The sequence below is a fragment of the Streptomyces sp. R35 genome (assembly GCF_041053035.1).
GTDB lineage: Bacteria > Actinomycetota > Actinomycetes > Streptomycetales > Streptomycetaceae > Streptomyces > Streptomyces lutosisoli.
Genome location: NZ_CP163440.1, coordinates 6,273,857 through 6,297,038, shown reverse-complemented (window position 1 = coordinate 6,297,038; position 23,182 = coordinate 6,273,857). Strand labels below are relative to the sequence as shown.

General features: G+C 66.3%; 18 protein-coding genes and 3 rRNA genes. 3 read left to right on the top strand and 18 right to left on the bottom strand.

The annotated features are described in order from the left end of the window. Window positions 1-2: 2 nt before the first annotated feature. From AB5J50_RS28615 to AB5J50_RS28565, 11 genes are all read right to left on the bottom strand, one after another. Complete coding sequence (locus AB5J50_RS28615) at window positions 3-1,064, bottom strand: NAD-dependent epimerase/dehydratase family protein (RefSeq protein ID WP_369261097.1); 1,062 nt, start codon at window positions 1,062-1,064, stop codon at window positions 3-5. Window positions 1,065-1,318: 254 nt separating this feature from the next. Continuing rightward, complete coding sequence (locus AB5J50_RS28610; RefSeq protein WP_003948845.1) at window positions 1,319-1,417, bottom strand: AURKAIP1/COX24 domain-containing protein; 99 nt, start codon at window positions 1,415-1,417, stop codon at window positions 1,319-1,321. Between the two features lie 197 nt (window positions 1,418-1,614). Further along, a complete protein-coding gene (locus AB5J50_RS28605; RefSeq protein WP_004984898.1) occupies window positions 1,615-1,827 on the bottom strand; it encodes a helix-turn-helix domain-containing protein in 213 nt (70 codons plus the stop codon). Between the two features lie 129 nt (window positions 1,828-1,956). Further along, window positions 1,957-2,772 carry a phosphatase gene (locus tag AB5J50_RS28600; RefSeq protein ID WP_327430669.1) on the bottom strand — a complete coding sequence of 272 codons (816 nt, stop codon included), beginning with the start codon at window positions 2,770-2,772 and terminating at the stop codon, window positions 1,957-1,959. A 299-nt stretch (window positions 2,773-3,071) separates the two neighbouring features. Further along, the gene (locus AB5J50_RS28595) at window positions 3,072-4,244 is read right to left on the bottom strand and encodes an acetoin utilization protein AcuC (protein ID WP_369261096.1); all 1,173 of its coding nucleotides are present in this window, start codon (window positions 4,242-4,244) and stop codon (window positions 3,072-3,074) included. Continuing rightward, on the bottom strand, window positions 4,195-5,406 hold the full coding sequence (locus tag AB5J50_RS28590) for an MFS transporter (RefSeq protein ID WP_369261095.1): 1,212 nt from the start codon (window positions 5,404-5,406) through the stop codon (window positions 4,195-4,197). Before AB5J50_RS28590 ends, AB5J50_RS28595 begins: the two co-directional genes overlap by 50 nt. Window positions 5,407-5,588: 182 nt before the next feature. Beyond that, the gene (locus AB5J50_RS28585; RefSeq protein ID WP_369261094.1) at window positions 5,589-6,347 is read right to left on the bottom strand and encodes a VC0807 family protein; all 759 of its coding nucleotides are present in this window, start codon (window positions 6,345-6,347) and stop codon (window positions 5,589-5,591) included. A 134-nt stretch (window positions 6,348-6,481) separates the two neighbouring features. Next, a complete protein-coding gene (locus tag AB5J50_RS28580; protein ID WP_369261093.1) occupies window positions 6,482-7,126 on the bottom strand; it encodes an HAD family hydrolase in 645 nt (214 codons plus the stop codon). Window positions 7,127-7,208: 82 nt separating this feature from the next. Beyond that, window positions 7,209-7,325 (bottom strand): 5S ribosomal RNA (gene rrf / locus AB5J50_RS28575). A gap of 86 nt (window positions 7,326-7,411) precedes the next feature. Next, window positions 7,412-10,531 (bottom strand): 23S ribosomal RNA (locus AB5J50_RS28570). A gap of 313 nt (window positions 10,532-10,844) precedes the next feature. Continuing rightward, window positions 10,845-12,370: ribosomal RNA gene (locus AB5J50_RS28565) — 16S ribosomal RNA — on the bottom strand. Together the 16S, 23S and 5S rRNA genes form the textbook arrangement of a ribosomal RNA operon. 782 nt (window positions 12,371-13,152) lie before the next feature. Between AB5J50_RS28565 and trpS the strand changes: the two genes are divergently transcribed. After that, window positions 13,153-14,157, top strand: a complete 1,005-nt coding sequence (trpS, locus tag AB5J50_RS28560) for a tryptophan--tRNA ligase (protein WP_369261092.1) — start codon at window positions 13,153-13,155, stop codon at window positions 14,155-14,157. Window positions 14,158-14,245: 88 nt separating this feature from the next. Here trpS and proC read toward each other — a convergent pair whose 3' ends face one another. The 3 genes from proC to AB5J50_RS28545 form a co-directional block, all read right to left on the bottom strand. Next, complete coding sequence (gene proC / locus AB5J50_RS28555; RefSeq protein ID WP_327430663.1) at window positions 14,246-15,055, bottom strand: pyrroline-5-carboxylate reductase; 810 nt, start codon at window positions 15,053-15,055, stop codon at window positions 14,246-14,248. Window positions 15,056-15,290: 235 nt separating this feature from the next. After that, entirely contained in the window at window positions 15,291-16,127 is an 837-nt protein-coding gene (locus tag AB5J50_RS28550) for an ABC transporter permease (protein ID WP_369261091.1), read from the bottom strand. Beyond that, the gene (locus tag AB5J50_RS28545) at window positions 16,124-16,993 is read right to left on the bottom strand and encodes an ABC transporter ATP-binding protein (RefSeq protein ID WP_369261090.1); all 870 of its coding nucleotides are present in this window, start codon (window positions 16,991-16,993) and stop codon (window positions 16,124-16,126) included. Before AB5J50_RS28545 ends, AB5J50_RS28550 begins: the two co-directional genes overlap by 4 nt. A gap of 307 nt (window positions 16,994-17,300) precedes the next feature. Here AB5J50_RS28545 and AB5J50_RS28540 point away from each other — a divergent pair, with 307 nt between their 5' ends. After that, entirely contained in the window at window positions 17,301-18,722 is a 1,422-nt protein-coding gene (locus tag AB5J50_RS28540) for a SulP family inorganic anion transporter (protein ID WP_369261089.1), read from the top strand. On the opposite strand, the gene AB5J50_RS28535 is transcribed toward AB5J50_RS28540, so the two are convergent. The 4 genes from AB5J50_RS28535 to AB5J50_RS28520 form a co-directional block, all read right to left on the bottom strand. Continuing rightward, entirely contained in the window at window positions 18,686-19,321 is a 636-nt protein-coding gene (locus AB5J50_RS28535) for a class I SAM-dependent methyltransferase (protein WP_369261088.1), read from the bottom strand. The genes AB5J50_RS28540 and AB5J50_RS28535 overlap by 37 nt on opposite strands. 323 nt (window positions 19,322-19,644) lie before the next feature. Then, a complete protein-coding gene (locus AB5J50_RS28530) occupies window positions 19,645-20,142 on the bottom strand; it encodes an EamA/RhaT family transporter (RefSeq protein WP_327430658.1) in 498 nt (165 codons plus the stop codon). Between the two features lie 46 nt (window positions 20,143-20,188). Beyond that, window positions 20,189-20,506, bottom strand: coding sequence for a hypothetical protein (locus AB5J50_RS28525; protein ID WP_369265535.1), 318 nt, complete (start codon window positions 20,504-20,506; stop codon window positions 20,189-20,191). 55 nt (window positions 20,507-20,561) lie between these two features. Then, a complete protein-coding gene (locus AB5J50_RS28520) occupies window positions 20,562-20,882 on the bottom strand; it encodes a peptidase (RefSeq protein WP_369261087.1) in 321 nt (106 codons plus the stop codon). 134 nt (window positions 20,883-21,016) lie between these two features. Between AB5J50_RS28520 and AB5J50_RS28515 the strand changes: the two genes are divergently transcribed. Then, the gene (locus tag AB5J50_RS28515) at window positions 21,017-23,179 is read left to right on the top strand and encodes a PQQ-binding-like beta-propeller repeat protein (RefSeq protein ID WP_369261086.1); all 2,163 of its coding nucleotides are present in this window, start codon (window positions 21,017-21,019) and stop codon (window positions 23,177-23,179) included. Window positions 23,180-23,182: the final 3 nt, after the last annotated feature.

The following is a 23,182-nucleotide window of genomic DNA, read 5'->3' as shown; positions in this document are numbered from 1 at the left end:
CCTCAGTTGGCGCTCTGCGTCGGGGGGTGGCCGCCGCCCAGTAGGGGCAGCGCGGCGATCCGGTCGACGGCCCCCGCAAGGGCCTCCGGGGGCAGGAGTCCGGGGCCCCGGCTTCGGGCGAAGTCCGCGAAGGTCTCCGCCGTCGTGTACTTGGGCTTGTAGCCCAGTGTTTCGCGCATCTGGTTCGTCGATACGACCCTGCCGTGCGTGAGCAGCCGCAGCTGCTCCGGCGAGAAGTCCGTGACGCCCAGCGTACGCACCGCCGTGCCCGCCCAGGTGAGCGCGGGCAGCAGCAGCGGCACCGTGGGGCGGCCGAGGCGCCGCGCGCACTGGGAGAGCAGCAGGACGCCGTCTCCGGCGATGTTGAACGTGCCGCTGTTGAGCGTCCCGCGCTCCGGGTCGTGCGAGGCGAGCCGCAGCACCTCGATGACGTCGTCCTCGTGCGCGAACTGCAGCCGCGGGTCGTAGCCGAACACAGTGGGCAGCATGGGCAGCGAGAAGTACGAGGCGAGCGGCGAGTCCGCGCTCGGGCCGAGGATGTTCGCGAACCGCAGCACACACACGGCGACATCGGGCCGCCGGCGCGCGAACCCTCGCACATACCCCTCGACCTCGACCGTGTCCTTCGCGAAGCCGCCGCTGGGCAGCGATTTGGGCGGGGTGGTCTCGGTGAAGACGGCGGGGTCGCGGGGCGCGGACCCGTAGACGTTCGTACTGGACTTCACGACGAGCCGCTTGACGGTCGGGGACTTCTGGCAGGCACCCAGGAGCTGCATGGTGCCGATGACGTTGGTCTCCTTGACCATGGTCCGGCTGCCGCTGCCCAGGGCGGTGCCCGTCACGTCCATGTGCACGACCGTGTCGACGGAGTGCTCGGCGAGCACCCGCGCGATGGTGGGCTGCCGGATGTCGGCCTGCACGAAGTCGGCGCCGCCCAGATGGTGCTCGGGCGGAACCGCGTCCACGGCGACCACCCGGTCCACTTGCGGGTCACGCTGGATCCGTCGTACGAACCGGCCCCCCAGCTGTCGGGCCACTCCGGTCACGAGCACGACCTTCCCCAAGATCAGCGCCTTCCTTCCAGAAATGGACGTAGCTCTGCTCGTACCCTGCCGCGTTCCCCGTGTGCCGCCCAACTTAGCGGGTTGATGTTGCGCTGTGATGACCTCCCGATGCACGAAGTGACGACAGCCACAGACGTACGATCAGACCAAGCCATTCGGCCTACAGGCGTACGCACAACCTTTGCGTGGCCGGATATGACTGTGGCCCCCCACCAGCCGGTGGGGGGCCACAGTACGCGCAGTTGCGGCGCCGCTTACTTCTTGTTGCGACGCTGAACGCGAGTGCGCTTGAGCAGCTTGCGGTGCTTCTTCTTCGCCATCCGCTTGCGCCGCTTCTTGATAACAGAGCCCACGACTACCCTCGCTCACTTCTCTTTACTCGGTGCTGGGCTGCATGGGCCCACACGACCTATGAGGGGCCAGCCTACCCGTCCGAGCGCCGAGGTCGTAATCGAGGGGCAATCGTGTAGTTCTGGGAGATCTTGGACGGTAGTTCCGGAGATGTTGGACGGGAGTTCCGGGAGATCTTGGACGGTCTCCCGGAACACCGTCAGGCTGTCTCCACCCCCACATAGCTCTCGCGGAGGTACTCGTGAACCGCTTGCTCCGGCACCCGGAAGGACCTCCCCACCCGGATCGCCGGCAGATGACCGCTGTGCACCAAGCGGTACACGGTCATCTTCGACACTCGCATCACCGAGGCGACTTCCGCCACGGTAAGGAACTGAACCTCGTTCAGAGGCCTCTCGCCAGCTGCAGCCATGACACACCTGAACCTTCCGCACTCGACGGCCACCGGCTTCCCCTTCCGGTGACTCTTCGTCGTTGCGTGCTCACTCCCCAATGTAGGGGCGGGTGATGCGAGTGGGGAAGAGGGGATGGCATCGGCCGCCTACTGTGACAGACACGCTCGATTGAGTACATAGCGAGTAAGCGGTCGGTAGTAATCAGACCGCACAGCGTCATCAAGCGGAACGACGACGGACACCCGCCCCTCTGCCTCTCCGACGAAGAGCGCAGGATCGTCCGTATCGGCCAGCCCCATCGCCTCGAACCCCAGCTGACCTGCTCCGCAGACCCATCCGTGGTCTCCGATGACAAGCTCCGGGAGCGGTCCGCCGGACTCCGCGGCGGCGGCCAGAGCGGTCCGAACCGGGAGGGGTGAGTGGGTGTGTGCGCCGGTCGCACTACCGGTGGGCTGCACGCCGGGTTCGCGCACCAGCGCGACACCTTGTACGTAGTCAAGGTTGTACGTGCGTAGACCGAACCGGGTCGTTATGTCGACACAGCTACCCCTCGCGGGGGTGAGGACGGTACACCCCGCCGCCGACAGGGCGTCCGCGAGGGCGGCGTAGAAACCGATCAGTCGGTGCGGGTGGCCGGTGCCGAGGAGCACAGAGTCACGGTTGCGGGCCGCCGCCCCGATCCGTTCCGCGAAGGCGTCGAGAGCCGCCAGGGTCCGCTCAGGGTCGATCACATCATGCCCACTCGTGTGCATCGGATCGGCCGAAACCCCGCACTTGTCCGCCATCAACTCGATCAAGTCCCGCTGCTGCCAAGTCCATTCGGGATCGAGCCCGAGCAGCACACGCGGATCGCGGGCGGCGAACAGCCGATAACTGCGCAGACTCTCCTCGCGCGAGGTGGCCACGGGCCCGGCCAACCGGGCGGCCAACAGGTGTGCACGCAATGCTCCGGTGCTCAACACGTCAGCGATGCTGACGCATTTGCCGGGTGTTCACCCTGAAAATCCCGAAAAGGCCGCACAGTTGGCGTAGTGGGTGCGGGGGGGGTCGGCGTTGGGGGTCGGGGCCGCGCCGGGTGCACCGCCGTACCGGGTGCGGGGTCGTGCTTTTAGGGGCGCGGGGAACTGCGCGCCCAGCCCCCACCGTCCCGCAGTCGACCGTTTAAGGGGCGCGGGGAACGGCGCAATCTTTTAGGGGGGTCTGGGGGCGCAGCCCCCAGGAACGGGATGGGACGGGTAGGGGCGGCGGGGGCGAAGAACCCCTACGCCAACAGCCCCCGCAGTGGAAACACGGCCCGCCGCGTAGCCAACACCGCCTGGTCGATCCGGTCCGCAGGGTCGTACCCGGACTCCCACCCCTTCCAGGACACAGGCCACCGCCCATCAGTCATCCGCACCGGCGCCAACTGCCGCGTACGAGCAAACACATCCTGCCGCCAGCTCTCAGGAATCACCGTCTCGGGCTCAATGGGCCGCCCCGCCGCAATGGCCACGAGATGCGTCCACGACCGCGGCACGACGTCCACCACCGCGTACCCACCCCCGCCCAGCGCGACCCACCGCCCGTCGGCGTACTCGTGCGCCAGGTCGTGACAAGCGACCTGCACAGCCCGCTGCGCGTCGAGCGACACGGCGAGATGCGCCAGTGGATCCTCGAAATGGGTGTCGGCCCCGTGCTGGGTGACCAGCACCTGCGGCCGGAAGTCGGCGATGAGCTCGGGCACCACGGAGTGGAAGGCCCGCAGCCACCCCGCGTCCCCCGTCCCCGCCGGCAGGGCGACATTGACGGCGGAGCCCTCGGCCGAGTCGGCGCCCGTCTCCTCCGGCCACCCCGTCTGCGGGAACAGCGTCCGCGGATGCTCGTGCAGCGAGATCGTCAGGACCCGCGGATCCTCCCAGAACGCCGCCTGGACCCCGTCCCCGTGGTGGACGTCCACATCCACATACGCGACCCGCTCGGCCCCCAGCTCCAGCAGCCGCGCAATCGCCAGCGAGGCATCGTTGTAGATGCAGAACCCGGAGGCCCCGCCCGGCATCGCGTGGTGCAGCCCGCCCGCGAAGTTCACGGCGTGCAGCGCGTCCCCGCGCCACACCGCCTCGGCGGCGCCCACCGACTGCCCGGCGATCATCGCGGACACCTCGTGCATCCCGGCGAAGGCGGGATCGTCCATGGTCCCGAGCCCGTACGAGGTGTCGGCAGCGTCAGGATCCACGGAGGCGGCCTTGACCGCCTCGACATAGTCCTCGCGGTGCACGAGCCGAAGCGTCGACTCCCCGGCGGGCTTCGCCGAGACCACGTCGACCTCACGGTCGAGCCCGAAGGCGTCGACGAGCTTCCTCGTCAACGCCAGCCGGACCGGATCCATCGGGTGATCCGGACCGAAGTCATAGCCCGTTACTGCCTCGTCCCACATCAGCTGTGCGCGGCCGCTCATGCCCGTCACCGTATCGGTCCGGTTCAGGAGCGAACGACCGGGCATACCCCAAGGTCACCAGGACCAGAACCATCGGTACGAGCATGGCGCCGCGGTAGCTCCAGGCATCCCCCAGCGCCCCCACCAGCGGCGAACCGATCAAGAACCCGACGTAGTTGAAGATGTTGAGCCGCGCGATCGCCGTGTCGGACGAACCCGGGAAGAGCCGCCCCGCCGCCGCGAAAGTCTGCGGCACGATCACACACAGGCCGAGGCCCAGCAGCGTGAACCCGAGCATCCCCACCCACGCCCCGGGCGCCACCGCCACCACCGCGAACCCGAGCGCCGCGACGACCGCCCCCAGCCGTACGACGGCCACCGCCCCGAACCGCCGCACCCCGAAGTCTCCGGCAGCCCGCCCCACCAGGGTCATCACCATGTAGACGTTGTACGGAACGGTCGCCAGCTGCTCCGAACTGCCCAGCACGTCCTGCAGATACTTCGCGCTCCAGTTGGAGACGGTCGAGTCCCCGATGTACGCGAACGTCATCACCAGACAGAGCGGCAGCAGCAGCTTGAAGACAAGAGGCCCGGCCTCGGCCGCATCGCGCTGCTCGTCGGGGGTGCCCCCGTCGACGTACCACCGACTCCCGACGAACGCCGCCGGCAGCAGCACCAGCACGACCGGCAGATACGACCCGAGGAGCGAGAGATGCCAGTGCGCCCCCGCCCACGCGAGGGAGGCGCCCACGATCCCGCCGAGGCTGTACGCCGCGTGGAAGCCGAGCATGATGCTGCGCCCGTACGTCCGTTGCAGGCTCACTCCGAGCATGTTCATCGAGGCGTCGAGCGCGCCGACCGCGAGCCCGAAGGCGCCGAGGGCGACGGCCAGTTCGACCAGTTGGTCCCCCGCCCCGACCCCGAGCAGCGCCAGGAGCACAACGGGCTGGGACCAGCGCAGCAACACGCTGGGCCGTATTCGCTTGACCAGGTGCTCGGTCGTCACGCTCCCGACCCCGGCGAGGATCGGCACGGCGGCCAGGAAGGCGGGCAGCAGCCCGTCCGAGACCCCGTACCGGTCCTGGATGGCCGGAATGCGCGTCACGAGCAGCGCGAAGGTGGCGCCCTGAGCAAAGAAGCTGAACGCCAAAGAGGCCCTACCGCGCCGCAGCACATCTGTCATGGCGGCGAGCGTAGGGCCCCGGCTTACCCGTGGGTAGATCAAGCCGAAGATGAATTTCTCTCAGCTCTGCGGTTGATCGGTGTGGCTGGACTGCGGATTGGCTACGGAGGGGCCGCGGTTGGACTTCGGAGGTACTTCGGAAGTACTTCGGAGGGACTGTGGGCGGCTCAGTGGCTGAGCCCTTACCGGGCCTGTTCGGCGGCCTGCTCGGCGAGTTCGGCCTCCAGCATCTTCTCCATCGGGACGACGGCCAGCCGCCCGCTGACCAGCATGGCCAGCACGATCGCAGCGACCATGACGACCGTGCCGAGCCAGACCATGGTGTCGATCGGCAGCGTGTACGCGCCCACCGCACGCAGGACGCACTCGCCGAGCAGCGCCACACCCCAGACGAGGGAGAAGGTCCGCTCGGCCTTCCGGAACCGCGGGGAGGCGGCGACCAGCCGGTCCCACGCGACGCTCTTGGCAGCGTCACCCTTGATGAGGAACGGCTTCATACCCGCCGTCATCATCGGCCGCCCGAGCCGGACCGACACCAGGATGCCGATGCCGATCGCGCTGCTGACCCCGCTGTCCTTGGCCAGCATCAGCCGCGGGTCTCCGGCGACGAGGCTGAGGGCCAGCCCCACGATGTTGACGAAGAGGATGAGCCCGGCCAGCCCGTTGGCCTTGCGCTCCTTCACCAGGCTCCACACGGTCCGCACGGCCGGCACCACACTGCTCCAGCCGAGCGCCGCCATGGTGCTCATGCCGAACCCGCTCTTCAGGAGGTAGTACGACCCGACGGGCACCGCCACGTCGAGGATCAGCGGCAGGAAGCTGGGCCGGGCGGCGACGTCCGCGGCGCTTGCGGCAACGGTCGACTCGATCGTGGTCGACTCGACCATGGTCGGCCCGGCGGTGATCGCTTCGGTGCTGGTCTCGATGGCCGCGATGCTCATGATCGGGTCCCTCCGTCGTCGCTGTGTACGTCCCGTTTCGATGTACTCAGCTTCACGGTCGGACCCCACCCGCCAACAGAAACGATCGTCCGGAGCTCGGCATGACAAATGTCAGTGCCGGGCCATGGGCCCCGTCATACGAGCAGGTCAGCCAACTCCCCCATGTCGGAGAAGAGTTGAGTGGCACTGGCGAGCTTGGCGGCGGGCGTCATGGCCGTGAACCCGTAGACGTCCATCCCGGCGGAGTTCGCCGCCTGTACCCCCAGCGGACTGTCCTCCACAACGACACACTTCTCCGGCGGTACGCCCATCCGCTCGGCCGCGTGCAGAAACAGATCCGGCGCCGGCTTGCCCCGCCCCACGTCCTGCGAACTGAAGACGCGCCCCTCGTCGAACCACCGGTCGAGCCCGGTCTTCCGGTGCCCCACCCGGATCCGCTCATGACTCCCGGAGGAGGCCACGCAGTACGGCACCCCGTCCGCAGCCAGCTTCTCAAGGACCTGCACGGCATCGGGAACGGGCTCCAACTCCCGCTCGAAGGCGGCGAAGACCCGCCCATGGAACGTGTCGTCGAAGTCGTCCGGCAGCCGCCTGCCGCTGCGCTCCTCGACGAGTTCGTGGATACGGTGCATGGCGGACCCCATGTAGTCCCTGATGGACTCCTCGTACGAGGTCGGGTGCCCGAGTTCGGTCAGATAGGCAGCCAGGATGGTGTTGGAGATCGGCTCGCTGTCCACAAGGACGCCGTCATTGTCGAAGATCACCAGGTCGTATCGCATGCTGCAACTTTAAAAGGCAGTGACCCTAAACGCAGAAAACCCCCGTACCGTTTTCCCGGTACGGGGGTTTTCTCTAAAATTTGTTCGGCGGCGTCCTACTCTCCCACAGGGTCCCCCCTGCAGTACCATCGGCGCTGTGAGGCTTAGCTTCCGGGTTCGGAATGTAACCGGGCGTTTCCCTCACGCTATGACCACCGAAACACTATGAAACTGTCAACCGGAGCCGTGGCATAGCTACGACGGTTGTTCGTGGTTTCAGAACCAACACAGTGGACGCGAGCAACTGAGGACAAGCCCTCGGCCTATTAGTACCAGTCACCTCCACCCGTTACCGGGCTTCCAGATCTGGCCTATCAACCCAGTCGTCTACTGGGAGCCTTACCCTCTCAAGGAGGTGGGAATACTCATCTCGAAGCAGGCTTCCCGCTTAGATGCTTTCAGCGGTTATCCCTCCCGAACGTAGCCAACCAGCCATGCCCTTGGCAGGACAACTGGCACACCAGAGGTTCGTCCGTCCCGGTCCTCTCGTACTAGGGACAGCCCTTCTCAATATTCCTACGCGCACAGCGGATAGGGACCGAACTGTCTCACGACGTTCTAAACCCAGCTCGCGTACCGCTTTAATGGGCGAACAGCCCAACCCTTGGGACCGACTCCAGCCCCAGGATGCGACGAGCCGACATCGAGGTGCCAAACCATCCCGTCGATATGGACTCTTGGGGAAGATCAGCCTGTTATCCCCGGGGTACCTTTTATCCGTTGAGCGACGGCGCTTCCACAAGCCACCGCCGGATCACTAGTCCCGACTTTCGTCCCTGCTCGACCCGTCGGTCTCACAGTCAAGCTCCCTTGTGCACTTACACTCAACACCTGATTACCAACCAGGCTGAGGGAACCTTTGGGCGCCTCCGTTACTCTTTAGGAGGCAACCGCCCCAGTTAAACTACCCATCAGACACTGTCCCTGATCCGGATCACGGACCCAGGTTAGACATCCAGCACGACCAGACTGGTATTTCAACGACGACTCCACAAACACTGGCGTGCCTGCTTCAAAGTCTCCCAGCTATCCTACACAAGCCGAACCGAACACCAATATCAAACTGTAGTAAAGGTCCCGGGGTCTTTCCGTCCTGCTGCGCGAAACGAGCATCTTTACTCGTAGTGCAATTTCACCGGGCCTATGGTTGAGACAGTCGAGAAGTCGTTACGCCATTCGTGCAGGTCGGAACTTACCCGACAAGGAATTTCGCTACCTTAGGATGGTTATAGTTACCACCGCCGTTTACTGGCGCTTAAGTTCTCAGCTTCGCCACCCCGAAGAGTGACTAACCGGTCCCCTTAACGTTCCAGCACCGGGCAGGCGTCAGTCCGTATACATCGCCTTACGGCTTCGCACGGACCTGTGTTTTTAGTAAACAGTCGCTTCTCGCTGGTCTCTGCGGCCACCCCCAGCTCAAGGAGCAAGTCCTCTCACCGGTGATGGCCCCCCTTCTCCCGAAGTTACGGGGGCATTTTGCCGAGTTCCTTAACCATAGTTCACCCGAACGCCTCGGTATTCTCTACCTGACCACCTGAGTCGGTTTAGGGTACGGGCCGCCATGAAACTCGCTAGAGGCTTTTCTCGACAGCATAGGATCATCCACTTCACCACAATCGGCTCGGCATCAGGTCTCAGCCTCATGTGCGACGGATTTGCCTATCGCACGGCCTACACCCTTACCCCGGGACAACCACCGCCCGGGATGGACTACCTTCCTGCGTCACCCCATCACTCACCTACTGCAGGTCTGGTCCGTCGGCTCCACCACTCCCCTTTGCCCGAAGGCTCCGGGGCGGCTTCACGGACTTAGCATCGCCTGGTTCAATGTTTGACGCTTCACAGCGGGTACCGGAATATCAACCGGTTATCCATCGACTACGCCTGTCGGCCTCGCCTTAGGTCCCGACTTACCCTGGGCAGATCAGCTTGACCCAGGAACCCTTAGTCAATCGGCGCACACGTTTCTCACGTGTGTATCGCTACTCATGCCTGCATTCTCACTCGTGAACCGTCCACCACTGCCTTCCGGCGCGGCTTCACCCCGCACACGACGCTCCCCTACCCATCACAGCGGGCGTTGGCCCTATTGCTGCAATGACACGACTTCGGCGGTACGCTTGAGCCCCGCTACATTGTCGGCGCGGAATCACTAGACCAGTGAGCTATTACGCACTCTTTCAAGGGTGGCTGCTTCTAAGCCAACCTCCTGGTTGTCTGTGCGACTCCACATCCTTTCCCACTTAGCGTACGCTTAGGGGCCTTAGTCGATGCTCTGGGCTGTTTCCCTCTCGACCATGGAGCTTATCCCCCACAGTCTCACTGCCGCGCTCTCACTTACCGGCATTCGGAGTTTGGCTAAGGTCAGTAACCCGGTAGGGCCCATCGCCTATCCAGTGCTCTACCTCCGGCAAGAAACACACGACGCTGCACCTAAATGCATTTCGGGGAGAACCAGCTATCACGGAGTTTGATTGGCCTTTCACCCCTAACCACAGGTCATCCCCCAGGTTTTCAACCCTGGTGGGTTCGGTCCTCCACGACCTCTTACAGCCGCTTCAACCTGCCCATGGCTAGATCACTCCGCTTCGGGTCTTGAGCGCGCTACTGAATCGCCCTATTCGGACTCGCTTTCGCTACGGCTTCCCCACACGGGTTAACCTCGCAACGCACCGCAAACTCGCAGGCTCATTCTTCAAAAGGCACGCAGTCACGAGATATGTGCAAGCACATATCCGACGCTCCCACGGCTTGTAGGCACACGGTTTCAGGTACTATTTCACTCCGCTCCCGCGGTACTTTTCACCATTCCCTCACGGTACTATCCGCTATCGGTCACCAGGGAATATTTAGGCTTAGCGGGTGGTCCCGCCAGATTCACACGGGATTTCTCGGGCCCCGTGCTACTTGGGTGTCTCTCAAACGAGCCGTTGATGTTTCGACTACGGGGGTCTTACCCTCTACGCCGGACCTTTCGCATGTCCTTCGCCTACATCAACGGTTTCTGACTCGCCTCACAGCCGGCAGACTGTGAAAGAGAGATCCCACAACCCCACATGCGCAACCCCTGCCGGGTCTCACACGCATATGGTTTGGCCTCATCCAGTTTCGCTCGCCACTACTCCCGGAATCACGGTTGTTTTCTCTTCCTGCGGGTACTGAGATGTTTCACTTCCCCGCGTTCCCTCCACATACCCTATGTGTTCAGGTATGGGTGACAGCCCATGACGACTGCCGGGTTTCCCCATTCGGAAACCCCCGGATCAAAGCCTGGTTGACGGCTCCCCGGGGACTATCGTGGCCTCCCACGTCCTTCATCGGTTCCTGGTGCCAAGGCATCCACCGTGCGCCCTTAAAAACTTGGCCACAGATGCTCGCGTCCACTGTGCAGTTCTCAAACAACGACCAACCACCCATCACCCCCGGTTACCACCGGAGTTCACTGGGGCCGGCACTGAAGGCAGCCGTATCGGCCGTACCTTCAGACACCCAACAGCGTGCCCGACACCCTCGCCACTCATGATCAGCTTTCCACGCCCCGAAGGACAGTACTCACAGCCCGAGATGACTGACGGTGCCGAATAATCAACGTTCCACCCATGAGCAACCACCGTCGGACGTGTGCCGACGTAATGGCCCTGGACCACCAAGCAAGCTTGGCGGCCTAGATGCTCCTTAGAAAGGAGGTGATCCAGCCGCACCTTCCGGTACGGCTACCTTGTTACGACTTCGTCCCAATCGCCAGTCCCACCTTCGACAGCTCCCTCCCACAAGGGGTTGGGCCACCGGCTTCGGGTGTTACCGACTTTCGTGACGTGACGGGCGGTGTGTACAAGGCCCGGGAACGTATTCACCGCAGCAATGCTGATCTGCGATTACTAGCAACTCCGACTTCATGGGGTCGAGTTGCAGACCCCAATCCGAACTGAGACAGGCTTTTTGAGATTCGCTCCGCCTCGCGGCTTCGCAGCTCTTTGTACCTGCCATTGTAGCACGTGTGCAGCCCAAGACATAAGGGGCATGATGACTTGACGTCGTCCCCACCTTCCTCCGAGTTGACCCCGGCAGTCTCCTGTGAGTCCCCATCACCCCGAAGGGCATGCTGGCAACACAGAACAAGGGTTGCGCTCGTTGCGGGACTTAACCCAACATCTCACGACACGAGCTGACGACAGCCATGCACCACCTGTACACCGACCACAAGGGGGCGACCATCTCTGGCCGTTTCCGGTGTATGTCAAGCCTTGGTAAGGTTCTTCGCGTTGCGTCGAATTAAGCCACATGCTCCGCTGCTTGTGCGGGCCCCCGTCAATTCCTTTGAGTTTTAGCCTTGCGGCCGTACTCCCCAGGCGGGGAACTTAATGCGTTAGCTGCGGCACCGACGACGTGGAATGTCGCCAACACCTAGTTCCCACCGTTTACGGCGTGGACTACCAGGGTATCTAATCCTGTTCGCTCCCCACGCTTTCGCTCCTCAGCGTCAGTAATGGCCCAGAGATCCGCCTTCGCCACCGGTGTTCCTCCTGATATCTGCGCATTTCACCGCTACACCAGGAATTCCGATCTCCCCTACCACACTCTAGCTAGCCCGTATCGAATGCAGACCCGGGGTTAAGCCCCGGGCTTTCACACCCGACGTGACAAGCCGCCTACGAGCTCTTTACGCCCAATAATTCCGGACAACGCTTGCGCCCTACGTATTACCGCGGCTGCTGGCACGTAGTTAGCCGGCGCTTCTTCTGCAGGTACCGTCACTCTCGCTTCTTCCCTGCTGAAAGAGGTTTACAACCCGAAGGCCGTCATCCCTCACGCGGCGTCGCTGCATCAGGCTTTCGCCCATTGTGCAATATTCCCCACTGCTGCCTCCCGTAGGAGTCTGGGCCGTGTCTCAGTCCCAGTGTGGCCGGTCGCCCTCTCAGGCCGGCTACCCGTCGTCGCCTTGGTGAGCCACTACCTCACCAACAAGCTGATAGGCCGCGGGCTCATCCTTCACCGCCGGAGCTTTTAACCCCCACCCATGCGGGCAGGAGTGTTATCCGGTATTAGACCCCGTTTCCAGGGCTTGTCCCAGAGTGAAGGGCAGATTGCCCACGTGTTACTCACCCGTTCGCCACTAATCCACCCCGAAGGGCTTCATCGTTCGACTTGCATGTGTTAAGCACGCCGCCAGCGTTCGTCCTGAGCCAGGATCAAACTCTCCGTGAATGTTTACCCGTAATCGGGTGGACACCACGAGAGCGGAACCTCCCGAGGAATAATCGGAAGGTTCACAGCGTCCTCGCTGTGCGCCTACCAGGCAGTGCCCGGCAGGACTTTTTCAAAGGAACCTCGTCCCAGCCGATCGGCCGGAGACGGGGTATCAACATATCTGGCGTTGATTTTTGGCACGCTGTTGAGTTCTCAAGGAACGGACGCTTCCTTTGTACTCACCCTCTCGGGCTTTCCTCCGGGCGCTTCCCTTCGGTCTTGCTTTGTTTTTGTTTCGTTCTTGCGTTTCCGACTCTATCAGATCCTTTCGGGCCTGATTCCCAGTCAGCGGGGCTTGTCTTCGCGGCTGTTGGGCCGTTCCGACGAGTGAGACTTTAGCGGATTCCTGGCTCCCGAGCTAATCGGGGTGGCGCCCTTTCGAACGCGGATTCCTCATTCCGCAAACACGCATGAATAACGAGCCGACGACGAGTCGCCGTTCGTTGAGTGCTTGTTGCGGAGTGGCTGTCCGGGGACCGACCGGGGTCGGCGCTCACGTCGGACAACTCGGAGAACACTACGTACGGGGTAGGGGCGTGTCAACTCCGCTCCAGGGTGCCCCCTGGAGGCGTACCCTCGGGGCCGTGACTACGCATACGTGCACCCAGCAGTGGTGGGCCGCCTGACGGCGGCCGTACTCACGTATGTACTCAACGGCCGCCGCCTCGGCGGCCGTTTTTGTGTCTCCCTCCTGGAGGACCGGCCGGCGGGCGCGGCGGCCTCGACCAAGAGGTGGAGAGATGACGCGGATCTTCAGTGGGGTCAAGCCGACCGGGCATCTGACGCTGGGGAACTACTTGGGGGCCGTACGGCAGTGGGCCGTCGTCGATCAGCACCGGGCCGACGCCCTGTTCTGCGTCGTGGACCTGCACGCGCTGACCGTTGACCACGATCCGGGGCGGGTGCGCAGGCTCAGTAGGCAGGCGGCGACGCTGTTGCTGGCGTCCGGGCTCGATCCTGAGCTGTGCACCGTGTTCGTACAGAGTCATGTGGACGAGCACGCGCGGCTGTCGTATCTGCTGGAGTGCGTCGCGACCGACGGGGAGATGCGGCGGATGATCCAGTACAAGGAGAAGGCCACGCGCGAGCGGGAGCGGGGCGGGAGTGTTCGGCTGTCTCTGCTGACGTATCCCGTGCTGATGGCGGCGGACATCCTGGCGTACGGGACCGATGAGGTGCCGGTGGGTGATGACCAGACGCAGCATGTCGAGCTGACCCGGGATCTGGCGGTGCGGTTCAACCAGCGGTACGGGCACACGTTCGTGGTGCCGCGGGCCGTCCGTCCGGAGGTTGGGGCGCGGGTCATGAATCTTCAGGAGCCGACGTCGAAGATGGGGAAGAGCGATGACGTCGGGCCGGGGGTCGTCTATCTGCTCGACGAGCCGGATGCCGTGCGGAAGAAGATCATGCGGGCCGTGACGGACAGCGGTAGCGGGCAGGACGTCGTGTACGACCGGGAGGCTCGGCCCGGGGTCTCCAATCTGCTGGAGATTCTCGCGGCGTGTGAGGGTGGGAACCCCGAAGCCTTGAGCGGTGTATATGAGTCGTACGGCGCTTTGAAGAAGGACACCGCCGAGGCCGTGGTCGAGCTCCTCAGGCCCGTACAGGAGAGGCACAAGCAGTTGTGCGCGGATCCTGCGTATGTGGAGGGGGTGCTGCGAGACGGTGCGGAGAAGGCCAGAGGAATGGCCAGGCCGAGGGTGGACGCGGCGTATCGGGCGATCGGGTTGCTGGCGGCGGGTTGAAGGAACAGTGGGCTGAAGGACGGTGGGGCCGGGAGCCGGCCCGGTTCCACGTCGTTCAGTTCCAGCTGTTGGCTCAGGCCGGCGTTTGCTAGCTGTTGCCGGAGGCGAGTTCGCGGCTGCGGTCGCGGGCTGCCTCCAGTGCGGCGATGAGCGCTGCGCGGACGCCGTGGTTCTCGAGTTCGCGGATCGCGTTGATCGTGGTGCCCGCGGGGGACGTGACGTTCTCGCGGAGCTTCACGGGGTGCTCCCCGCTGTCGCGGAGCATCACGGCGGCGCCGATCGCGGACTGGACGATCAGGTCGTGGGCCTTGTCGCGGGGCAGGCCGAGCAGAATGCCCGCGTCCGTCATGGCCTCGACCAGGTAGAAGAAGTACGCCGGTCCCGAGCCGGAGAGGGCTGTGCAGGCGTCCTGCTGGGACTCGGGGACGCGGAGGGTCTTGCCGACGGCGCCGAAGATCTCCTCGGCGTGCGCGAGGTGCGCTTCGGTGGCGTGGCTGCCGGCGGAGATGACGGACATGGCCTCGTCGACGAGGGCGGGGGTGTTCGTCATGACACGGACGACCGGGGTGCCTGTGGCCAGGCGCTCCTCGAAGAAGGAGGTGGGAATGCCTGCCGCGCCGCTGATGACCAGGCGGTCGGCGGGGATGTGCGGGGCGAGTTCGTCGAGGAGGGTGCCCATGTCCTGCGGCTTGACCGTGAGGATCAGGGTGTCGGCGCTCTTGGCTGCCTCCGGGTTGGTGACCGCGGTGACTCCGTAGCGTTCCTGGAGTTCCTTGGCTCGCTCCGGGCGGCGGGCGGTGACCAGGAGGTCGGTGGGGGTCCAGCCGGCTCGGATCATTCCGCTGAGCAGAGCTTCGCCGATCTTGCCGGTGCCGAGGACTGCGACTTTCTGGGTCATGGTGCGGGTGCCCTCCGGGGGTGCGTCGTCCTGGGGTCATCCTCGCACTCGGGGTGCGGGCTGGGTTGGGTTGTCCGTTGGGCGGACGCCGGGTGCTTGGTTGCCTGGCGTTGGTGCCGGTGCTGGTGCCGGTGCTGGTGCTGGGCGTGGGGGCCACGCAACCCGGCGCTGACCGGCTGCGACCGGCCGGTGCCACGCCCTGTCGGCACGACCGCCGACTACAGCTACGGCGGTCCTATGCCGTCCGCCTCCGCAGCGTTGCCGCGCCCAGGGTCAGGACCAGGAGTGCGCAGCCCGCCACGATCAGGACGTCGCGGATGAAGGTGGCGGTCATGTCGGTGTGTTTGAGGACTTCGTTCATGCCGTCGACGGCATAGGACATGGGGAGGACGTCGGAGATGGCTTCGAGGACGGGGTGCATGTTGGAGCGGGGGGTGAACAGGCCGCAGAGGAGGAGTTGGGGGAAGATCACGGCCGGCATGAACTGGACGGCCTGGAATTCCGAGGAGGCGAAGGCCGAGACGAAGAGGCCGAGGGCTGTGCCGAGCAGTGCGTCGAGGAGGGCGACCAGCAGGAGCAGCCAGGGGGAGCCGATGACGTCCAGGCCCAGGAACCAGACGGCCAGACCCGTGGCCAGGACCGACTGGACGATGGCCAGGGCGCCGAAGGCCAGGGCGTAGCCGGCGATCAGGTCGCCCTTGCCGAGGGGCATGGCGAGCAGGCGTTCGAGGGTGCCGGAGGTGCGCTCGCGGAGGGTGGCGATCGAGGTCACCAGGAACATCGTGATGAGCGGGAAGATCCCGAGGAGGGAGGCGCCGATGGAGTCGAAGGTGCGCGGGCTGCCGTCGAAGACATAGCGGAGCAGGAACAGCATCACGCACGGGATCAGGATCATCATCGCGATCGTGCGCGGGTCATGGCGGAGCTGGCGCAGTACTCGGGTCGCGGTGGCGGTGGTGCGGGAGAGGTTGAGCGCGCTGGGGCGTGCTGTCGCGCCGGTGCTGAGGCCCGCGCCCGTACCCGTACCCGTGCCGGGGCTTGTGCCTGGGCTCGTGGCCGAGGTGGTGGTCATCGGTGGGTCTCCTTGCGCGCGGCGCCGGACGGGGAGTCGGTGTTGGTCGTGTCGCCCGCCGCGGACTGGTTGCCCGCCGCGATCGCCTCGTCGACCAGGTGGAGGAAGGCGGCTTCGACGGTGTCGGAGTCGGTGCGTTCGCGCAGGGCGTCGGGGGTGTCGTCGGCGAGGATCTGGCCCTCGCGCATCAGGAGGAGGCGGTGGCAGCGCTCGGCCTCGTCCATGACGTGGGAGGAGATCAGGAGGGTCGCTTTCCGTTCGGCGGCGATGGTGTGGAAGAGGTTCCACAGGTCGCGGCGCAGGACGGGGTCGAGGCCGACGGTGGGTTCGTCGAGGACCAGGAGTTCCGGGGTGCCCAGCAGGGCGACCGCGAGGGAGACGCGGCTGCGCTGGCCGCCGGAGAGGTTGCCGGCGAGGGAGTCTGCGTGGGAGGTGAGGTCGACGTCGGTGATGGCCTGGGTGACGCCCGCGTGGCGGCGTTCGGCGGCGGCGCGGCCTGGGTCGAGGATCGCGGCGAAGTACTCGAGGTTCTGGCGGACGGTCAGGTCGTCGTAGACGGAGGGGGCTTGGGTGACATAGCCGATGCGGGAGCGGAGTGCGGGGTCGCCGGCGGGGCGGCCGAGGACTTCGAGGGTGCCGGTGACTTTTGCCTGGGTGCCGACCGTCGAGCGCATCAGGGTCGATTTGCCGCAGCCGGAGGGGCCGAGCAGGCCGGTGATCTGGCCGCGCGGTACGGCGAAGTCGAGTCCGCGCAGGACGGTGCGGGTGCCGCGTACGACGGTGAGGTTTTCGGCGCGGACGGCGGGTGGGGAGGAGGAGTCGGGTGGCCCTGCGGGGTCGGGTGGACGGGACTCAATAATCATCATGTGATGAATATCCCTCCTGTGGTGCGTGCCGGTCAAGCCCCGGAGCGTCCGGCGGCGCAGGCGCGCGTCGGCGTGATCGGAAGGGGGCGCTCCGGCGCACGGCGGGGTGGTGCGCTTCCGCGTTCACGGGGCGGTTACACGGAAGGGGTGCGCGATCAACTCCCGTACCTGACAATGGATTTCAGTGCGCGGTCATATGCCGGGGCGCCGGGTGCCCATCGGTCCGTGCCGCGCCGTACGTCCGCCGCACCCTCCCCCTGTGCGGCGCCCACGCATCTCCCGCTTCTCTACCGGAGGTGCAGTTGCCATGCGCAAAGCCGATCTATTCGCGTCTCTCGTCGTGTTTCTCGTGGCGCTGCCCCTGTGCGTGGGGGTCGCCATAGCCTCAGGTGTGCCGGCCGAGCTGGGGCTGGTGACCGGGATCGTCGGCGGTCTGGTGGCCGGAGTGATGCCCGGCAGCAGCCTGCAGGTCAGTGGGCCCGCGGCCGGGCTCACCGTGCTCGTGTACGAGGCGGTGCAGTCGTACGGCGTCCAGGCACTGGGTGTGCTGGTGCTCGGAGCCGGGCTGGTGCAGCTCGGGCTCGGGGTGCTGCGGCTCGGGCGCTGGTTCCGGGCCGTGTCCGTGGCCGTGGTGCAGGGGATGCTCGCCGGGATCGGGCTCGTGCTGATCGCGGGCCAGGTGTACGCGATGGGTGATGCCTCCGCGCCCGCGAGTGGGCTCGGGAAGATCGCCGGGCTGGTCGCGCTGGTCGGTGCCGCGGATCCGGTGGCGTTGGCGATCGGCGGCGCCACCGTCGTCGTACTCCTGCTGTGGCCGCGGTGGCGGCGGGGGGCGCGGGTGGTGCCCGCGCCGCTGCTGGCGGTGGCGCTCGCGTCGGTCGTGACCGGAGGGTTCGACCTGTCCGTGCGGCGGGTCGAGGTGCGTGGGCTGCTGGATGCCGTACGGCCGCCGGGCCTCGCGGATGTGGGGCGGCTTACGGAAGTGGGCGTGATCGGGACGGTGCTGGCGTTCGCGCTGATCGCTTCGGCCGAGTCCTTGTTCAGCGCGGCGGCGGTGGACCGGCTGCATCGGGGGCCGCGGACCGACTACGACCGGGAGCTCATCGCGCAGGGCGCGGGGAACGCCGTGTGCGGGGTGCTCGGGGCGCTGCCGATGACCGCGGTGATCGTACGGAGTGCGGCGAATGTGCAGGCCGGGGCGCGGACGAAGGTGTCTCGGGTGCTGCACGGGGTGTGGTTGCTGCTCTTCACGGCTGTGGTGCCCGGGGTGCTCGGGGTGATTCCGGTGGCGGCGCTGGCGGGGCTGCTCGTGCACGCGGGCTGCAAGCTCGTGCCCGTACGGGAGGTGAGGGTGTTGTGGCGCGGGCATCGCGGGGAGGTGGTGGTGCTGAGCGTGACCGCGGTGGCGATCGTCGTCGGGAATCTGTTCGAGGGCGTGCTCGTCGGGCTCGCGCTCGCCGTGGCCAAGACAGCGTGGGACATCAGTCATGTGCATGTGGAGACCGAGGACCGGGGGGCCTCGGGGATGGTCGTACGGGTCGTCGGCAACGCCACGTTCCTCCGGCTGCCCAAGCTGTTGGACGCCTTGGAGGCGTTGCCGCACGACCGGGACGTACGGCTGGAGTTGGGCGGGTTGCGGCATGTCGACCACGCGTGTGCGGCGGCCCTGGAGGGGTGGGCCGCCGGGCGGGATCACGAACGGGTCGCCACCAGCAGGTCCACGACGTAGGTCTCCTCCACGATTCCGTCCGGGAAGGTCGGCAGGAGATGGCGTCGCTCCTCGGCGAGGAACGCGGCGGTGCGTTCCTCGCCGAGGACCAGGAACGCCGAGTGGCTGCCGATGTTGGCGAGGTGCGTGTCGAGGGGAACGCGGCGGCTCCAGCGGACCTGGCGGCGGGCGAAGGTGAGCCGGCCGCTCGGGTCGGCGGCGAGGGTGGCGGCGGCTCTTGCGCCGCTGCCGCTCGTTTCGACCACCTGGTCGATGCCGAGGTAGCGCTCGGCGCGGGTGGCTGCCGCCGCGATCCACGGGACGTCCAGGGCGTCGGTGTTCCACCAGAGGGCCAGGGCGCCGCCGGGGCGCAGGACGCGGAGGGCCTCCGGGACGGAGTGGGTCGGGTCGGTCCAGTGCCAGGACTGGGCGTAAGTGAGGAAGTCGGCGGAGGCGGTGGCCAGGGGGAGGGCGTTGCCGTTGCCTCGGACGATCGGGATGTGGGGGTGGGCGCGGCGGAATTCGGCGGTCATGCCGTCGCCGGGTTCCACGGCGAGGACGTGGGCGCCTCGCTGGTGGAGGAGGGTGGTTGCTATGCCGGTGCCGGCGCCGATGTCCATGACCCGTGAGCCTGTGAGCGGGCGCTCGGCGAGGTTTTCGATGGCTTCGAAGAGGGTGGGTGGGTAGGAGGGGCGGTTGGCGGCGTATTGGGCTGCCGCCGAGTTGAAGGAGTGGGCTCGGGTGGGGTGGGAGGACGGGTGGGTGGGGTCATGGGTTCATGGTGGATGGTGGGGGGAGTTGGGGTGGGTGGTTTTCGCCCCCGCCGCCCCTACCCGTCCCATCCCTTCCTGGGGGCTGCCGCCCCAGACCCCCCTAAAAGATTGCGCAGTTCCCCGCGCCCCTTTTAGGGGCGCGGGGAACTGCGCGAACGGCCCCCACCTGCTCAGCGGTGGTTGCGCTTTCGGGATGGGTTGCCGGTGCGGCGGGTGGTGCGGCGGGTGTACTGGTCGCGGGCCGCCTCGTACTCCTCGCGGTGGAGTTTTTCGCCGGGGGCCTCGGTGAGGGAGCGGAAGGAGTAGGCGAGGAGGGAGCCGATGAAGCCGATGGCCAGGAGGCCGCGGAGGGAGGCCTGGCGGTCGGGGTCGGGGCGCTTGGTGAACGCGTCCCAGGTGTGGCGGAACGCGAGGGCGCTGCACACCGCGAACATCACCACGACCATGAGGGTCACGGGTGTTCCCACGTCCGCGATGGCCAGGCCCTGGTAGGCGAAGCGGAGGACGAAGCAGGCGGCCACCGCGGTGGCGAGGGAGCCTGCGGCCACGCCGATCCGGCGGCCGGTGTAGCCGCCGTCGTGGTCGACCCACGTCGTGCCGAAGAAGCGCAGGGGCTCGGGCTGGGGCCCCGCGGGGGTGCCGGTTCCGGTGTTGGTCTCGTCGCTCACGTGACGATTATTGCTCCGGGGGCGCCGCGGGGCCCGAGCTCAGTCGTCAGGAACAGCGCGGGGCTACGTAGCCGTCGCTGCCCGTCTTGACGTAAGCGTCGGATACGAACTGACCGTTGGCGATGTTGTCCCAGATGGTCGATGTCCCGTACGGACCGGTGACGGACTCTCCCGGGCACTGGCAGCGGATCGGGATGCTCGAGCCCGCCGGAATGGTGCGGACGACGGGGTAGTGCGTGCCCGGGCCGCTGCGGACGTTGACGTCGTAGCCGGGCGCGAGCGGATAGGTCACGGTGGCTGCCGCCGCCTGAGATCCCGTCCCCGCCACCGCCAGGAGCGTGGCAGCAAGCCCTCCGACCAGCATTCCCCGTCTGCCGGACACGAATTTCACGCCCGTTCCCCTTCCGTTGCCGTCGTCGTCAAGAGCAGTGCGGAGCGACGTAGCCGTCGCTGCCCGTGTTCACGTACGCGTCCGACACGAACTGGCCGTTGGAGATGTTGTCCCAGACCTTGGTCGTCCCGTACGGGCCGCTGACGGACTCTCCCGGGCACTGGCAGTAGATCGGGACGCGCGAGCCCGCCGGCAGGGTGCGGACGATGGTGAAATGGGTCCCGGGGCCGCTGCGGACGTTGACGTTGTAGCCCGGTGCGAGCGGATACGTGCGGAGCGTCTCGGCGCTCAACGGCTCCGCTGCCGCCGTCTCCCCCGCGCCCGTGATCTCTATGTCTTCCGTGGCCATTCCGGCCTCCCCCGTTGATTGGTTCACGCCAAATTCATGCTGTGCGCCGAGGCTAGCAAGCCGATAAGGATTCGCACGAAGCATCGACTAGGCTCTGCGCGTCGCGCATGCGGTCGGACACACGGGGGTGAGTGATGCCGCCACAGCGCAGTACGGGTACGGATCCGGAAGCGGAACATCCGCGCTATGCCGGGCAGTACCTGCTGGAGGCGGAACTCGGCTCCGGTGGCATGGGAATCGTGCATCTGGCGCGGTCCGCCTCCGGGTTGCGGCTCGCCGTCAAAGTCGTACACGCCGAGTTTGCCCAAGACCCCGAGTTCCGGGGGCGGTTCAAGCAGGAGGTCGCGGCCGCCCGGCGGGTGAGCGGTGCCTTCACCGCGCCCGTCGTGGACGCCGACCCCGAGGCCGAACACCCGTGGATGGCAACCCTGTTCATCCCCGGGCCGACCCTCGCCGAGCATGTGAAGCGGAATGGAGCGCTGCCCCCGGCCCGGCTGCGTCATCTCATGGCCGGTCTCGCCGAGGCCTTGCGTGACATTCATCGGGCGGGCGTTGTCCACCGCGACCTCAAGCCCAGCAACGTACTCCTGGCCGATGACGGACCGAAGGTCATCGACTTCGGTATCTCGCGGCCTTCTGACAGTGAACTGCGTACGGAGACAGGGAAGTTGATCGGCACCCCGCCGTTCATGGCCCCTGAACAATTCCGCAGGCCACGGCAGGTCGGGCCGGCCGCCGACATCTTCGCGCTGGGATCGGTGATCGTTCACGCGGCCACCGGTAGTGGGCCCTTCGACTCCGACAGCCCGTATCTCGTGGCATATCAAGTCGTCCATGACGAGCCGGACTTGACAGGCGTACCGGACGATCTGCTCGACCTTGTCGCCCGCTGTCTCGCCAAGGAACCCGAGGACCGGCCCACACCGGACGACCTGATGACCGCGCTGCGGTCGGTTTCGGCCTCGTACGACACTCAGGCGTTCATTCCCGAACAGCGCACCGGGAATGAACGGGAGTCGGCGCCGTCCGTGAAGGGACGCTCTCCGGAGCAGCCGAAAGGCGAGCGCCCGGAGCGGACCGACGACCGTACCCACTCAGCCGCCGTGAAGAGGTCCGGGCGGCGTTGGCGGCTTCCCGCTGCCATCGCCGCCGTCGCCGTACTCGCCGCCGCCTTCGGCGCCTTTGCTCTCCTCGGCGGCTCGGACACCCCGGCCCCGGAGAATCCTGATGAGACGCAGACGAAGAGCAGCTTCCAGCCGTGGGACGTCGACCTGAGCGCCCCGGGCGCCAAAGCCGACGGCCTGCCGCAATGCACGTACACACCTCGGACGTTGTACTGCGTCCGGCCCGGTGTCCTGGCCGCCGCACTCGATCCGGCCGACGGCAAAGTGCTGTGGTCACGGAGCGACACGGGGCACGCGAGTACCTACTCCACTCCGGTGCCGGTGCTGTCCGGCGGGCTCCTGCAGGTCGCCAGCCGGAACGGGAAGCGCCTGACGGCGCTCGATCCCGCGACCGGTACGACTCGTTGGAGTCGTGACATCGCGCGCTATGACGGCCGCGTCGCCCACATCGGCGGCGTCGTGCTGCTCACCGGGCGCGACTCCAAAATCATCGCGCTGGACGCCGCGACGGGTAAGGAGAAGTGGCGCCACACGATCCCGGGACTGCACCTGCCCCAATTCCAGACATACGGCGACGGGGTCGCCTATGCCTTGACCGTGGACGTGAACGAGACCCGGGTGGCCGCGGTGGACCCCGAGACCGGTGCCATGAGCTGGCAGCGGCACATGGACGGGGCGATGAGCCTCGTGGGCGCCCATGACGGAACGATCTGGTTCACCTCGACCACCATCGACCAGTACACGGCTTCCGTCGTGCGGTACGACGTCGCGAACCGCACGACTCACCGCGTCGCGCTGCCTCTCCCCCAGCCGCAGACGCAGGCCGTCGTACGAGGGGACACGGTGTATCTGCTGGGCAGCGACGGCTCGCTGGTGGCCGTGGACACCAAGGCGTCGCACCAGTTGTGGCGGACGGAGACTTCGGTCAGCAAGGCCTCGGCGCCCGTCGTGGCCGGACAACGGCTCTACTTCACCGGTGTGGACGGGCGGCTCCTCGCCGTCGACACCTCGCGGGGCACCCTGCTCGGACAGACGAAGGCACGGCTCGGCAATGACCGAGGCTCGCTCGTCAGCGCGCTCCCAGCCCCCCTCGCCGCCGACAACAAGGTCTACTCCACCGCCCCCGACGGCTCCCTCTTCGCGGTCGACGCACGCGATCCCTCGGCCTGGTGACAC

What these genes read in the sequence shown, in the direction of transcription:
- AB5J50_RS28605 (WP_004984898.1), bottom strand. Translation starts at nt 1,827, where the DNA reads ATGGCTGCAGCTGGCGAGAGGCCTCTGAACGAGGTTCAGTTCCTTACC.
- AB5J50_RS28595 (WP_369261096.1), bottom strand. Translation starts at nt 4,244, where the DNA reads ATGAGCGGCCGCGCACAGCTGATGTGGGACGAGGCAGTAACGGGCTAT.
- AB5J50_RS28590 (WP_369261095.1), bottom strand. Translation starts at nt 5,406, where the DNA reads ATGACAGATGTGCTGCGGCGCGGTAGGGCCTCTTTGGCGTTCAGCTTC.
- AB5J50_RS28585 (WP_369261094.1), bottom strand. Translation starts at nt 6,347, where the DNA reads ATGAGCATCGCGGCCATCGAGACCAGCACCGAAGCGATCACCGCCGGG.
- AB5J50_RS28580 (WP_369261093.1), bottom strand. Translation starts at nt 7,126, where the DNA reads ATGCGATACGACCTGGTGATCTTCGACAATGACGGCGTCCTTGTGGAC.
- trpS (WP_369261092.1), top strand. Translation starts at nt 13,153, where the DNA reads ATGACGCGGATCTTCAGTGGGGTCAAGCCGACCGGGCATCTGACGCTG.
- proC (WP_327430663.1), bottom strand. Translation starts at nt 15,055, where the DNA reads ATGACCCAGAAAGTCGCAGTCCTCGGCACCGGCAAGATCGGCGAAGCT.
- AB5J50_RS28550 (WP_369261091.1), bottom strand. Translation starts at nt 16,127, where the DNA reads ATGACCACCACCTCGGCCACGAGCCCAGGCACAAGCCCCGGCACGGGT.
- AB5J50_RS28545 (WP_369261090.1), bottom strand. Translation starts at nt 16,993, where the DNA reads ATGATGATTATTGAGTCCCGTCCACCCGACCCCGCAGGGCCACCCGAC.
- AB5J50_RS28540 (WP_369261089.1), top strand. Translation starts at nt 17,301, where the DNA reads ATGCGCAAAGCCGATCTATTCGCGTCTCTCGTCGTGTTTCTCGTGGCG.
- AB5J50_RS28535 (WP_369261088.1), bottom strand. Translation starts at nt 19,321, where the DNA reads ATGGACATCGGCGCCGGCACCGGCATAGCAACCACCCTCCTCCACCAG.
- AB5J50_RS28525 (WP_369265535.1), bottom strand. Translation starts at nt 20,506, where the DNA reads ATGCTGGTCGGAGGGCTTGCTGCCACGCTCCTGGCGGTGGCGGGGACG.
- AB5J50_RS28520 (WP_369261087.1), bottom strand. Translation starts at nt 20,882, where the DNA reads ATGGCCACGGAAGACATAGAGATCACGGGCGCGGGGGAGACGGCGGCA.
- AB5J50_RS28515 (WP_369261086.1), top strand. Translation starts at nt 21,017, where the DNA reads ATGCCGCCACAGCGCAGTACGGGTACGGATCCGGAAGCGGAACATCCG.